Annotated in this window: 10 protein-coding genes; 5 read left to right on the forward strand and 5 right to left on the reverse strand. The window is 61.8% G+C overall.

What is annotated here, in order from left to right:
* The first annotated feature begins 49 nt into the window (after positions 1-49).
* Complete coding sequence (gene rlmD, locus ACTNBY_RS02270) at positions 50-1,378, forward strand: 23S rRNA (uracil(1939)-C(5))-methyltransferase RlmD (protein ID WP_427748199.1); 1,329 nt, start codon at positions 50-52, stop codon at positions 1,376-1,378.
* Between the two features lie 251 nt (positions 1,379-1,629).
* On the opposite strand, the gene ACTNBY_RS02275 is transcribed toward rlmD, so the two are convergent.
* The 3 genes from ACTNBY_RS02275 to ACTNBY_RS02285 all read right to left on the reverse strand — a co-directional run bounded on the left by ACTNBY_RS02275 (position 1,630) and on the right by ACTNBY_RS02285 (position 5,644).
* Entirely contained in the window at positions 1,630-3,078 is a 1,449-nt protein-coding gene (locus tag ACTNBY_RS02275; RefSeq protein WP_441063201.1) for a PTS transporter subunit EIIC, read from the reverse strand.
* A gap of 31 nt (positions 3,079-3,109) precedes the next feature.
* Positions 3,110-4,540: a 6-phospho-beta-glucosidase gene (locus ACTNBY_RS02280; protein WP_441040939.1), complete on the reverse strand. Its 1,431-nt coding sequence runs from the start codon at positions 4,538-4,540 to the stop codon at positions 3,110-3,112.
* A gap of 123 nt (positions 4,541-4,663) precedes the next feature.
* A complete protein-coding gene (locus ACTNBY_RS02285; RefSeq protein WP_441063202.1) occupies positions 4,664-5,644 on the reverse strand; it encodes an EamA family transporter in 981 nt (326 codons plus the stop codon).
* Positions 5,645-6,221: 577 nt separating this feature from the next.
* Between ACTNBY_RS02285 and ACTNBY_RS02290 the strand changes: the two genes are divergently transcribed.
* The 3 genes from ACTNBY_RS02290 to ACTNBY_RS02300 all read left to right on the forward strand — a co-directional run bounded on the left by ACTNBY_RS02290 (position 6,222) and on the right by ACTNBY_RS02300 (position 8,444).
* Positions 6,222-6,764: a DJ-1 family glyoxalase III gene (locus ACTNBY_RS02290; protein ID WP_427718432.1), complete on the forward strand. Its 543-nt coding sequence runs from the start codon at positions 6,222-6,224 to the stop codon at positions 6,762-6,764.
* Positions 6,761-7,342, forward strand: a complete 582-nt coding sequence (locus tag ACTNBY_RS02295; protein WP_441063204.1) for a Maf family protein — start codon at positions 6,761-6,763, stop codon at positions 7,340-7,342. The genes ACTNBY_RS02290 and ACTNBY_RS02295 overlap by 4 nt, the downstream gene beginning before the upstream one ends.
* Before the next feature lie 100 nt (positions 7,343-7,442).
* The gene (locus tag ACTNBY_RS02300; protein ID WP_441063206.1) at positions 7,443-8,444 is read left to right on the forward strand and encodes a P1 family peptidase; all 1,002 of its coding nucleotides are present in this window, start codon (positions 7,443-7,445) and stop codon (positions 8,442-8,444) included.
* A gap of 375 nt (positions 8,445-8,819) precedes the next feature.
* Here the strand turns inward: ACTNBY_RS02300 and ACTNBY_RS02305 are convergent, their stop codons facing one another.
* Positions 8,820-9,851 (reverse strand): glycosyltransferase family 2 protein, encoded by a 1,032-nt coding sequence (locus tag ACTNBY_RS02305; protein ID WP_441063207.1) that lies wholly within the window; start codon positions 9,849-9,851, stop codon positions 8,820-8,822.
* A complete protein-coding gene (gene glf / locus ACTNBY_RS02310) occupies positions 9,844-11,046 on the reverse strand; it encodes a UDP-galactopyranose mutase (RefSeq protein ID WP_427729079.1) in 1,203 nt (400 codons plus the stop codon). The genes ACTNBY_RS02305 and glf overlap by 8 nt, the downstream gene beginning before the upstream one ends.
* Before the next feature lie 231 nt (positions 11,047-11,277).
* On the opposite strand from glf, the gene pta reads away from it, so the two are divergent.
* Positions 11,278-12,258: a phosphate acetyltransferase gene (pta, locus tag ACTNBY_RS02315; protein WP_427718446.1), complete on the forward strand. Its 981-nt coding sequence runs from the start codon at positions 11,278-11,280 to the stop codon at positions 12,256-12,258.
* Positions 12,259-12,601 lie beyond the last annotated feature (343 nt).

Consider the following 12,601-nt stretch of genomic DNA (forward strand, 5'->3'; position numbering starts at 1 on the left):
AGATACGAGGCGCTTTTCCCTGCTACCATGGTTGCGAACAATACCGCGAATGACAGGCAGGAACATGAAGCTCACCATAGAATCGATGACCTACGGCGCCGACGGACTGGCGCACGCCGACAACGGCAAGGCCGTCTTTGTGCAGGGCGCCGTGGCAGGCGACACCGTCGAGGCCGAGATCGTGCAGGACGGCAAGTCGTTTATGCGCGCCCGCACGACCGAGATTCTGGAGCCGGGCCCCGATCGCATTCAGCCCCCCTGCCCCTTCGTGGGCGTCTGCGGCGGTTGTTCGTGGGGCAATCTCTCGCGCACCGCGCAGCTTGCCGCCAAAGAGCAAAACCTGCGCTCCACGCTCGAGCGCATTGGCAAGTTCGCCCCCGAGCAGGTCAACGATCTTGTCCAGCCCATCCGCCACACCAAGGACGACTGGGGCTACCGCAACAAGATTGAGCTGGAGCCCACCCTCGTTAACGGCCGCGTTCGCCTTGGCATGCACGGCGTCGATCCCAGCAAGATCGTCACCGTAGATTCGTGCCCGCTGTTCGATAAGCGTTTTCCCAAGGCGCTCAAATCGGTCGTCGGCGCGCTCAACTATCTGAGCGGCAGTCACGATCTGGGTCTGGAGCGCGTGGGCATTCGCGCTTCGCGTCGCACCAAGGCGCTCGAGGTCGCACTTTGGACGCCCACGGGCTCCTTCCCGCGCTCGCAGGTCTCGCGCGTGTTGGCAGACGCCGCTCGCCCCACGAGCGTAGTGCGCGTCATGAGCAAGGGCGAGAAGAAGGCCCGCCGCGTCTCCAAGGTGGAGATGCTCGCCGGCGAGGGCTCCTGGACCGAGAACATCGCCGACGGCCAGATGCGCCTTTCGGCCCCATCGTTTTTCCAGGTCAACACCAAGGGCGCCGAGATTTTGATCGAGCTTGTCATGGAGGCGCTCGACCCGCAAGAAGACGAGCTTGCCATGGACCTGTACTGCGGCGCCGGCACCTTTACCCTGCCGCTCGCCCGCCGCTGTGATTTTGTTGCCGCCGTCGAGGCCTACGGCCCGGCCGTGCGCGACCTGCGCCGCAACCTCGAGATCAACAAGCTCGATAACGTCGATGTCATCGGCGGCGATGCCGTGCGCGAGTTCCCCGACCAGGATGCCGATGTCCTGGTGGTCGACCCGCCGCGTGCAGGTCTGGCACCCGAGGCAATCGACCTCATCGCCAGCACGAGCGCCCGCGACGTGGCCTACGTGAGCTGTGATCCGGCGACTTTGGCACGCGATCTTAAGCGCTTTGTCGAGGAAGGCACCTTCTCCCCCGTCAAGATCACGCCGGTCGACCTGTTCCCGCAAACCTTCCACTGCGAAACCGTCGCCCATCTCAAGCGCAACTAGACTGTTTGCCCAAGACCACACCCGATGATTTTTCTGGGACGGGGATAAAAATAAATTTGTTCCGAATGATTATTTAATCCCCGTCCCGAAATTAAACCGCCCCCATTTCTTGGACATTGAACTGCCGCCCGAGAAAGCTAAACGCCTTCTGGCAGGTTGTCCCGGGCCGAGGGCGGCCGCCTCGACCGCCCTCGGCCCTCACCCACCTCAACTGCCCTCAACTACATAGAGCTGGTCGAGAAGGGCCCAAGCTAGCAGGCGCCTTCCTCGTCGTCGTTGGGCCGGTAGGTGATGAACTCGATGACGAAGGCCAGGACGGCAGAGACGAGCGAGGCGATGATCGCGAAGATCATGTGGGAGATTCCGGCGCCACCAGGGGTCCCGTCGATGAAGTTGAGCAGGTTGAAGACACCGAGGCCACCCGAGATGTACATGAGGGCGCCCGTCATTCCCACGATGGCGCCGCCCACGGCGGAGCTCAGGCATGCCACGACGAACGCGCGCTTGTTGGGGAGGGCGATGCCGTAGATGCCCGGCTCGGTGACGCCGAAGAAGAAGGCGGAGATCATCGCGGGAAGGGCGATGCCGCGGAAGCGCTCGTCCTTGTTTCTGAGATACATGGCAAAGATGACCGCTCCGAGCGCGAACCCGTGGCCGATGGTGGCGGCGAGCACGCTGTCGTGGCCGAGGGTGTTCAGGTTCATGATGGAGATGGGGATGAGGCTCCAGTGGAAGCCAAAGATGACGAGGCACATCCACAGTCCGCCGACCAGGGCGCTGCCCAAGACGGAACCAACCACGGGAAGCTGGAAGATAAACGAGAACGCCGCGCTCAGCAGGTTGGTGATGAGGGTGGCCACCGGGCCGATGACGAGGTAGCCCAAGACGATGGAGACCGTCATCGTGGCGAGCGGGACGAGGAACATCTTGAGCGCAGCCGGCATCCAGCTCTTGAGCCAGCGCTCAATGATAGAGCCGAACCACACCATGAGAAGGACGGGAATCACCGAGCTCACGTAGCCGGACACGGGCATGATGATGGGGACCCCGAGGGCGGTGGCGTACCACGAGAACGTGCCGGCCACGCCGAGGTCGATGCTGCCGAGCGCCTCGCCCGAGGTCAGGGCGACCATCGTCGGGTAGAGGAGCGCCACGCCGATTGCCACGCCGGTGAACTCGTTCATGCGGAACTTGCGCGCGGCACTGAACGCCAGGGCGACGGGAAGGAAGTAGAAGAAGCCGTCAGCCACGGTGTAGAGCAGCGTGTAGAGGCCGTCGTTTGCAAAGGCTGGGACGAAGTAGGTGATGAGGGCAAGCAGTCCCTTCATGATGCCTGCGGCGGCAAGCGGTCCCAGGATGGGCTGGAAGATGCCAGAGATGAGGTCGATGATGACGGAGGCAACGGTCTTATCGCCCTGGGGCTCGTCATCGGCGCTTGCGCCGCCCGAGAAGTTACCGGCCTCCAGGACCGCGTCGTAGACGTCCTCGACGATGTTACCCACGACCACCTGGTACTGGCCGTTGGCCTGGATGACCTGGATGACGCCCTTGAGGGCCTCGATCTTGGCCGTGTTGGCGCGGGACTCGTCCTTGAGCTTGAAGCGCACGCGCGTGATGCAGTGCGCGACGCTGGCGACGTTCTCGGCGCCGCCTACGTTCTCGAGTATGGATCTGGCCAGATCGTCGTATTTTTCAGCCATTATTTTCTCCTTAGTGATATTGCCCGGGCGGCTAGCCCAGGTCGCCTCCGTTGGTGGCGATGGCCTGTTGGTACCAGTAGAAGCTCTTCTTACGCCTGCGCTCGAGCGTGCCGTTGCCCAGGTTGTCGCGGTCCACGTAGATGAAGCCGTAGCGCTTCTCCATCTCGCCGGAGCCCGCGCTCACGAGGTCGATTGGCCCCCAGGTGGTGTAGCCGAGCATCTCGACGCCGTCCTGCTCGATGGCGTCGCGCATGGCCTCGATGTGCTCGCGCAGGTAGGCGATACGGTAGTCGTCCTCGATCGTGCCGTCGGGAAGCACCTCGTCATAGGCGCCGAGGCCGTTCTCCACCACAAAGAGCGGCTTTTGGTAGCGGTCCCAGAGGTCGTTGATCGTGATGCGGAATCCCAGCGGGTCGATGACCCAGCCCCAGTCGCTCGTGCGCACGTAGGGGTTCTCCACGCCGGCGAAGGCGTTGCCCTCGGCGACGCCGCCCACGGAATCGGGGTCGCCCGCGGTGCAGCGCGAGGAGTAGTAGCTAAACGAGATGAAGTCGACGGTGTTCTCCGCAAGGATGCGCTCGTCCTCGGCGGTCATGCCCACGTCGATGCCCTCGCGCTCGAGCATCTTGAGCGCGTAGCCGGGGTAGTGCCCGCGCGCCTGCACGTCCACGAAGAAGAGGTCCTCCTGGTTCTTGACCTGCGCCGCGCGGACGTCCTCGGGGCGGCAGGAGTAGGGGTAGTAGCTTCCCGCGGCGAGCATGCAGCCCACCTTGTTCTCCGGGTCGACCTCGTGGGCGATCTTGGTGGCCCAGGCGCTGGCCACGAGCTCGTTGTGCGCGGCGCGGTACTCGGCCTCGCGGGCATTCTCCCCGGGCTCGAGGACGATGCCGGCACCCATGAAGGGACGGTGCAAGATCATGTTCATCTCGTTGAACGTGATCCACCAGCGCACGAGGCCGCGGTAGCGGTTGAAGAGCACCGTCACGAGCCGCTTGTAGAGCTCAATAAGGGTGCGGTTTCGCCAGGCGCCGTACTTCTTGACGAGGTGGATGGGGCAGTCGAAGTGCGTGATGGTCACGAGGGGCTCGATCCCGTGCTCGCGGCAGCAGCGGAACACGTCCTCGTAGAAGGCGAGCCCGGCCTCGTTGGGCTCCTCCTCGTCGCCGTTGGGAAAGATGCGGCTCCAGGCGATGGAGAGGCGAAAGACCTTGAAGCCCATCTCCGCGAAGAGGGCTATGTCCTCGCGGTAGCGATGGTAGAAGTCGATGCCCGTCTGGGCCGGGTAGTAGTACCCGGGCTCGAAGTCGAGCATGCGCCTCAGGCCGCGACTCACGTCGTTGCGCTCCGGCCCGTGTGGGATGACGTCGACATTGGCAAGGCCGCGGCCGCCCTCGTCATAACCTCCCTCGCATTGGTTGGCGGCGGTGGCTCCTCCCCAAAGGAACCCTTTTGGAAATGGCATGGTGCCTCCTTCTCTCTGGCGTCCCCACCTCTGCGGGGGACGCTTTAATAACGTCCTTGCGACCTCACGCGCCGGGCCCGTGGCCCTTTCCCTGATGCGCGCGGGCCGCCTGTGAAGGGATGACTAGCTGACGGCTTGTCCTGCGGCGGCGCGACGTGTCTCCCGGCCTCCGACCAGGGAGGGGACCTGCGCCAGGCACACGCCGGCGAGGATGATGACGACGCCCAGCCACTCGACGACGCCGAGCGGCTCGCCGAGGACGATCATGGCGATGAGCAGGCCGGCGGGGAGTTCCGCGGCGGCCATGACAGTGGAGAGGCCCGCGGGCAGGTGCGGAGAGCCCATGCCGAAGAGCAGGACCGGGCAGAGCATGCCAAAGAAGCCGGCGATGACGGCAAAGGGCAGGATGCCCTGGACGAGGACGCCCGAGACGACGTAGTCCGGGCACACCGTGAGCGACATGACCACGGAGCCCGCGCATACAATGACGCCACGCTGCTCGGACGAGCAGGGGGCCTCGACCTTGCCGGAGAGGGTGACAAAGAGGGAGCAGGACACGGCCGCCCCCAGCGCGCAGAGCAGGGCCACGGGGTCGTACCCGGCGATGCCGGTCATGTAAACGCCGCTGGCGAACACCGTTCCGAAGACGATGACCAGGGCGGAGACCACTTGGAGGGCCCTCGGCGGTCGGCGCGTCATGACGGTCTGCCACAGGAGCCCCAGCCACGTGAACTGGAAGAGGAGCGTGAGCGCCACCGGGGCGGGCAGCACGCTCATGGCGTAGCAGTAGAGGATTGAGGTGAGGCAGGTGAGGGCTCCCAGGCCCATGAGCTTAAGGGCGAGCTTCCAGCCCACGCGCTGCCATCGGTGCCCGAGTGCGTGGCCCGCGAGTGTGGCGAGGGCGAAGAAGAGGCAGCCGAACCACGCCTGGCTCGCCACCACCTGCGCCGAGGTGAAGCCCGCGGCGTAGGCGAGCTTGTAGGTCGTGGCCATCGCGCCGTAGCAGGCGCCGCCCGCAAAGACCTGGAGCGCCGCCTTGGTCTGTCCCGCGCCCGTGGCTCCTGCCCCGGCGGACTGTTGCTTGATTGTGTTTGTTCCTGCCATTAGGCTCCCTTCCGTCTGCTGTCTTGCAGATGCACGTCTCGTGCGTCTGTTCCCTGCAGTCGGAAGGTGGGCTCGTGCGGTCTTCTGGCGGTGCATGTGGCACCTGCTGCCAAGACGAAAAAAGCCACGCAACCGACTGCTCGGTTGCGTGGCAAAAAGGTGGCTAGCGCCCAGAAAAGTCCACGCGTTTTTAGACTGAGACAAAGTACTACAACAGGTGAGATTCCGTCAAGAAAAACCGAGAAAAAAGTGAGTCTCTGCCCGCCGTACCTGTGGCGGTCGTTCCCCGAACGGGGCGGTGCGCTGGGGACTGTCTCGATCTGTAACAGTAAGACCCGGTTTTGGTCCGTAGATGTTACAGATTTAGACGTTTTGTCGGGGCGGTTTCCGTTTGTCTTGATCTGTAACAGTTAGGGGTCAAAAGTGGGCCTAGATGTTACAGATTGAGATTGTTGAGGATGGGTGAGGGTAGCTAAAACCCCGTCCCTTTTTAAACATTGGGAAATCGAGCGTGGCAAGCGGAGGTCTTCGGGGTATAAGACGGCTAATTGTATGCCGCCTTACGAAAGGAACCCTTATGCCCAGCGTTGCCGTTCTCGCCGCCGATGGCTTTGAAACTATTGAATGCCTGACCATGGTCGATGTCATGCGTCGCGGCGGCGTGCGCGCCACGCTCGTCTCGATCATGCCCACACGCGAGGTCGTGAGCTCGCTGCAGATTCCCGTGACCTGCGATGCGCTCTTTGATGAGATCAACTTTGAGGAGTACGACTGCATCGTGCTGCCCGGCGGCCTGCCCGGAGCCACCAACTTGCGCGCCGACCAGCGTGTCTGCGATGTAGTCTGCGAGTTCGCCGCAACCAAGCACGTTGCCGCCATCTGCGCCGCCCCGTTTATCCTGGGCGAGCTTGGTCTGCTCGAGGGACGCCGAGCCACGTGCTTCCCCGGCTTTGAGAAGAGCTTCCCCGAGGGTGCTTATACCGGCGAGAAGGTCACGCAAGACGGCAACATCATCACTGCCAGCGGCATGGCACAGTCACTTCCCTTTGCCTTGGAGCTGCTGCGCACGCTCGCCGGCGACAAGGCCGTCGAGAAGGTTGCCGAGGGCATCCAGCTATGATTTTGGCTTCGCAATCGCCGCGCCGCATAGAGCTGATGCGCGAGGCGGGCTATGACGTTCGCGTAATTCCCGCAGATATCGACGAAACACCTTTTGATGGCGAAGCTCCGCTTACGCTTGTCGAACGCTTGGCACGCGCCAAAGCCGCTGCCGTTGCCTCCGAGCACGCCGAACCCAACGAACTGACTGTCGCAGCCGATACCATTGTCACCTTTGACGGGCAAATTTTGGGCAAGCCGGCAGACGAAGACGAGGCACGCACCATGCTCCGCGAGCTTTCGGGCCGCACGCACCAGGTGGCAACCGGCGTCTGCATCGTTAAAGCCGGCGACGCTGCAGCTCCGCATGCCGCCGAAAGTCTGTCGTTTGTCGATGTGACCGACGTGACGTTCTATGAGCTTACCGAGGAGCAGATCGGGTACTATGTTGCCTCCGGCGAACCCATGGACAAGGCCGGAGCCTACGGTATCCAGGGCACAGGCGGCCGCATGCTCGTGCATGACATTTCGGGCGACTTCTACAACGTGGTGGGCTTACCCATCGCTCGCGTCGCACGCGCGATTCAAAAACTCTCGTAATTGCATCTGGCGCTGGGTATCCCCCGGCGCCTACAATTTTGCCGTACCGTACGGATCCCGACCGAGCATAAGGCCCGGCGGAAAACCGATAGGAGAAAACATGGACACACTGCTCGAAGCCATTGACGTTTGCGATGTCGATGGCTTTTGCTTTGGCAACTATACAGACGATGAGGCCGGTACCGGCTGCACCGTAATCGTGGCGCCCGAGGGTGCCACCGGCGGCGTTGACGTACGTGGTGGCGCTCCCGCTTCGCGCGAGACCGATCTGCTGCGTCCCGAGAACACCGTCGATAAGGTCCATGCCGTCTGCCTTTCGGGTGGTTCGGCCTTTGGTCTCGAAGCGGCAAGCGGCGTGGCCCGCGAACTCGAGAGCCGCGGCATCGGCCTGCCCGTCGGCCCCACGCAGGTGCCCATCGTGTGCTCCAGCTGCATCTTCGACCTCGCCTTTGGCGATCCCACCGTGCGTCCCGACATTGAGGCCGGTATCGCCGCTGTGCGCGAGGCGCTCGACCATACCCCCACCACACTCGAGCAGGGCAATGTAGGTGCCGGCACCGGCGCCACCGTAGGCAAGCTCATGGGGCCCGCCACCTGCATGAAGGCTGGCCTTGGAGCTGCTGCCGTGGCACTCGGCACCGTCAAGGTGGGCGCCGTGGTCTCGGTCAACGCCTGTGGCAACGTGGTCGACCCGACCACCGGCGAGTGGGTGGCCGGCATGCGCGCCGCAGCCGATAGCGACCAGATCGTCGACATGGAGCTCGCCGCCCTTGCCGCCGCCGGCTCTATGAAAATGCCACTCGACCGCACCAACACCACCATCAGCTGCATCGTCACCAACGTGGAGCTCACTAAGGCCCAGGCCACCAAGGTTTCCCAGATGGCCGCAGACGCCTATGCACACGCCATCCGCCCCACACACACCACCAACGACGGTGACACCATCTACACCCTTGCCAGCGGCAAGCTGGGCAGCCAGGCAAGCGCCGCCGTTCCCCTAGACCTGCTGGGCATGCTCGCCGTAAGGGCCCTGGAAACCGCCATCGTAAACGGAGCCAAAACCGCCAAAACATCCCACGGCATCCCCGGCGTCGCGAAGTAATCCACTCGACCGTCGGTCGGAGGCGGGCGGGCGTTACGTTTGCTGCTCTACAGTCCTATGCAAGACGAAGGCCACATTAAGTGGCCTTCTTTGCATGCGGAACTCGCGACAAACGTAACGCCCGCCCGTCTCCGACCGACTACCAACTAAAAACTTTTCAGCCCAGGCCCCTGTGTACCGCGCGTCCAAGATCTTCAAATTCAGGCAGCCTGACAATCGATTCTTATAGCAAAGGCCCCTTGGCCTTTAGTTTGATACAAGTTCCGCACGAGCCGGAAAGCACTTAATGTGCTTTCCGTGCGAGCAGGACTGTTCGCAGTAGCAAACTAAAGGCCAAGGGGCCCAGTCAACCTATCAGCAGCGATTACTCAACAGCTAGTTGAATTTGAAGATCTTTGAGGCAAGACGGTATAGGCCGAGTGTGGTTTTGTCTCCAGCCCGCCCGTGCAGGTTGGTAAAGAAGCCGACCACACCGTAGCGTGCACGACGATACATACGCTCGTCGTAGGCCTTCAAATCACTCCACAATGTCGTCAGGCGCTCGTCAGCGCAATCCTCATCGGAAAGCTTGGTAAGCACCGAACAAATTGCCATCATCATGGTGAAATAGCCCATCATGTACGCGCGCAGACGCGACGACTCGACATCGCTGTACAGATGGAACGACTCCATCATAATGCGCGTCACGCGAAACTGCTGGTCCAGACGTTTGACCATCGTGGCCTCGTTGACGCTCTGGCCCTCGCGACCGATAAAGTAACGATAGAGGTCGATGTCGGCGTAGTACATGGTCTTGCAGCGCGGCAGCGGCACATAGGCGTAGATATTGTCGACATAGAACGTGTGCGGCGGCATAGGCAGATTGGACGCGCGCAGCACATCCGTGCGATAACACAGGCTGTGCATGAGCAAATTCTGGTCCGGACGGAAATGGCCAATCTGGTCCCAGGTAAAGATCTTTTTGCGCGGCAGGGCAAACTTGTAACCAATGGCGGTATGCGTACCCTCGTAAACCTTCTCGTACACATAGTTCGAGATAAACAGATCGACGCGCTGGTCGCGCTCCTCAAAGCCACGCAGAATCGAAAGCATGGTCGAAAGCGCCGCACCGTCGAGCCAGTCATCCGAGTCGACGACCTTGTAGTAGGTGCCCTGCGCCTCGCGCAGGCCCGAGAGGACGGCCATGCCGTGACCGCCGTTCTCCTGATGCACCGCGCGGATGATACCGGGGTAACGCGCCTCCCACTCATCGGCCTTAGCTGCCGTCTCGTCCTTGGAACCGTCATCGACGATGATGATCTCGATATCGGTGGCGTAATTGCTCCCCTCCAGAATGGAGGTGATGCAATGGTCCATGTCCTTGGCGGCGTTATACGAGGGAATACCGAATGATATGACTTTATGCATGGCAGGCGATAATCTCATCCGAAAGATCGAGGGCAGAGTTGGTCACGGCATCCATATCGTAGTAACGATACTCGGCCAGGCGACCCACCGGGTGGAAGTTCGTCAGGTTCTGGACGCGCTCAAGATAGCGCTCATAGAGCTCGCGGTTCTCGGGCTCCAGAATGGCGTAATAGGGCGTCTCGCCCGAGCCGGGCGTATAGGCCTTGGAATACTCCTTCATGATGGTGGTCTTGCCGGGCAGGACCTGACCAGTCATGTTCTTGAACTCGGTGATGCGCGTGTAATCCTCGCTCGTGGTGTAGTTGACGGTGCCCACGGGCTGGAACTGGTCCATATCGAGCGTCTCGAACTTCATGTCGAGCGTACGGTACGGCAGAGCGCCCAAGTCGAGGTTGAACAGCTCGTCGAGCGGACCGGTGTAGACGATCTCGCCGCCATAGACCTTGCCGTCGATCTTGACGGTGGTCTCGTCAATCTCAAAGAGGTCGCGGGCGTCCACGTCGCAGAACACATCAATCAGATCGTGGTCGAGCATATGCTCGAACAACGCGGTATAGCCGTCCTGCGGCATGCCCTGGAAGGGGGCCTGCGGGAAATAGCGGTCATCGTCGCCCACAAAGACGGGAACGCGGCCGGTGATCGAGGGATCGATCTGGTCGGGCGTCTGGCCCCACTGCTTCATGGTGTAATGCAAAAAGACGTTCTCGTAGACGTAATCGGCGACCTCGGCAAGATCCGGGTCGTTCTTCTTGCGCAGCTCCATGATGGGCACCTTGACGTCTTTGCCAAAGGTCTCCACGAGCTTCTGATACAGCTCCTCGCCGCGCTCATCGCCAAAGGCGAGCTTGAGGCTCGCGTGGTTAAAGGGCACGGGCATAAGGGTGCCGTTGATGTTGGCGAGCACCTTGTGCTGGTAGTCCGTCCACTTGGTAAAGCGCGACAGAAAATTGTGGACGCGCTCGTTAAAGGTATGGTAAATGTGCGGACCATACTCGTGGACCAGGATCCCGGCCTCATCAAAGCAGTCGTAAGCATTGCCCGCAATGTGGCCACGGCGCTCCAAAACGGCAACGCGATAGCCGATGGTCTCGGCAAGACGGCGGGCACAAACGGCACCGGCATACCCGGCACCGACGACAATCATGTCGTATGCGCCGGCGTTAAAGCCTTCAGGCAGGCCTGAGGTAATCTGCATCGATACTCCTTGTCAAAAGCCACGGGCTCGTTAGCTGGGCTTTTCTCGAACATTCTTCGAGACATATTTATCAGAGCGATTATAGCGCTAATGCGTCCTATAATGAGCTTGCCACACAAGGAAAGCTCAAGCACCCCGGCGTACATATTTGAAAGGTAAACCCGCTAGCAGCGGGTTTATTCGTGGACAGCCGGGCGCCTGGAGCTTAGCGAAACGCTTGTAAGGAGTAACATGAGCGATTTCCTAAACCGTATGAAGTCTGCCGCCAAGGCCGACCTTAAGACGATCGTCCTGCCCGAGGGCGAAGATCCGCGCACCATCATCGCAGCTACCAAGATCATCGAGGAGGGCTTGGCAAAGATCGTCATCTTGGGCAACCCCGACGAGATCAACGTTCCCGGCGCTACCGTCATCGACCCGCGCAATGCCGAGAAGCACGAGGAGTACGCGCAGAAGTTTGCCGAGCTCCGCGCCAAGAAGGGCGTCACCATCGAGCAGGCTCGCGCCCAGGTGATGGACGCCACCTACTTTGGCACCATGATGGTCAAGATGGGCGATGCCGATGGCCTGGTCTCCGGCGCCTGCCACTCCACCGCCGACACTCTGCGCCCCGCGCTGCAGATCCTCAAGACCGCCCCGGGCACCAAGCTGGTCTCGGCCTTCTTTGTGATGTGCACCGACACCCCGCAGTTCGGCACCGACGGCACGCTGATCTTCGCCGACTGCGGCCTCAACATCAACCCATCCTCCGATGAGCTCTCCGAGATCGCCATCGCCTCCGCTCATTCCTGGTCCACCTTCATGGGCAACGTTGAGCCGCACGTGGCCATGCTCTCCTACTCCACCATGGGTTCCGCCGGCGGCGAGGTCGCCAAGAAGGTCCAGGAGGCCGTGAAGTTCTGCAAGGAGAAGGCCCCCGAGCTCGCCATCGATGGCGACCTGCAGCTCGACGCCGCCATCGTCCCCAACGTGGCCCAGCTCAAGGCTCCCGGCTCCTCCGTTGCCGGCAAGGCCAACGTGCTCGTGTTTCCCGACCTCGAGGCCGGCAACATCGGCTACAAGCTGGTCCAGCGCTTCGCCGGCGCCGACGCCTACGGCCCCATCCTGCAGGGCATCGCCAAGCCGGTTAACGACCTTTCGCGCGGCTGCTCTGCCGACGACATCGTGGGTGTCGTGGCCATCACCGCCGTCCAGGCTCAGATGGCTGAGTAGCGAACGTATCCCCTCGGGACCCTACAGGGTAAAGCTCTGAAAACGTCCTCGGACATGCATGAAACCCCCGCTGCGCACTTCGTGCGGCGGGGGTTTCATGCGTCCTGCGGAATGTTTTCAGGGCTTTACCCTGTAGGGTCCCTGCCGCCACGTGGTGCTCAGGGGATCTGGGGTGGACGGCGGCTTGGCTACGAGCTGGGGCTGAGAATCTGAATGGATGGGTGCCGTTGCTGGGGGGTGTTCCTATAGTTTTGTCAACTGGGAAATGCTCTCCGTGCGACCGAATCGCGGCATGCTGACGCCAGGCCATTCGGCCGGTGGGCTTCAGTCTGTTCGGTGCGTT

Source organism: Collinsella sp. HCP28S3_E12 (assembly GCF_052065595.1).
Taxonomy (GTDB): Bacteria; Actinomycetota; Coriobacteriia; order Coriobacteriales; family Coriobacteriaceae; genus Collinsella.

What these genes read in the sequence shown, in the direction of transcription:
- rlmD (WP_427748199.1), top strand. Translation starts at nt 50, where the DNA reads ATGACAGGCAGGAACATGAAGCTCACCATAGAATCGATGACCTACGGC.
- ACTNBY_RS02275 (WP_441063201.1), bottom strand. Translation starts at nt 3,078, where the DNA reads ATGGCTGAAAAATACGACGATCTGGCCAGATCCATACTCGAGAACGTA.
- ACTNBY_RS02280 (WP_441040939.1), bottom strand. Translation starts at nt 4,540, where the DNA reads ATGCCATTTCCAAAAGGGTTCCTTTGGGGAGGAGCCACCGCCGCCAAC.
- ACTNBY_RS02285 (WP_441063202.1), bottom strand. Translation starts at nt 5,644, where the DNA reads ATGGCAGGAACAAACACAATCAAGCAACAGTCCGCCGGGGCAGGAGCC.
- ACTNBY_RS02290 (WP_427718432.1), top strand. Translation starts at nt 6,222, where the DNA reads ATGCCCAGCGTTGCCGTTCTCGCCGCCGATGGCTTTGAAACTATTGAA.
- ACTNBY_RS02295 (WP_441063204.1), top strand. Translation starts at nt 6,761, where the DNA reads ATGATTTTGGCTTCGCAATCGCCGCGCCGCATAGAGCTGATGCGCGAG.
- ACTNBY_RS02300 (WP_441063206.1), top strand. Translation starts at nt 7,443, where the DNA reads ATGGACACACTGCTCGAAGCCATTGACGTTTGCGATGTCGATGGCTTT.
- ACTNBY_RS02305 (WP_441063207.1), bottom strand. Translation starts at nt 9,851, where the DNA reads ATGCATAAAGTCATATCATTCGGTATTCCCTCGTATAACGCCGCCAAG.
- glf (WP_427729079.1), bottom strand. Translation starts at nt 11,046, where the DNA reads ATGCAGATTACCTCAGGCCTGCCTGAAGGCTTTAACGCCGGCGCATAC.
- pta (WP_427718446.1), top strand. Translation starts at nt 11,278, where the DNA reads ATGAGCGATTTCCTAAACCGTATGAAGTCTGCCGCCAAGGCCGACCTT.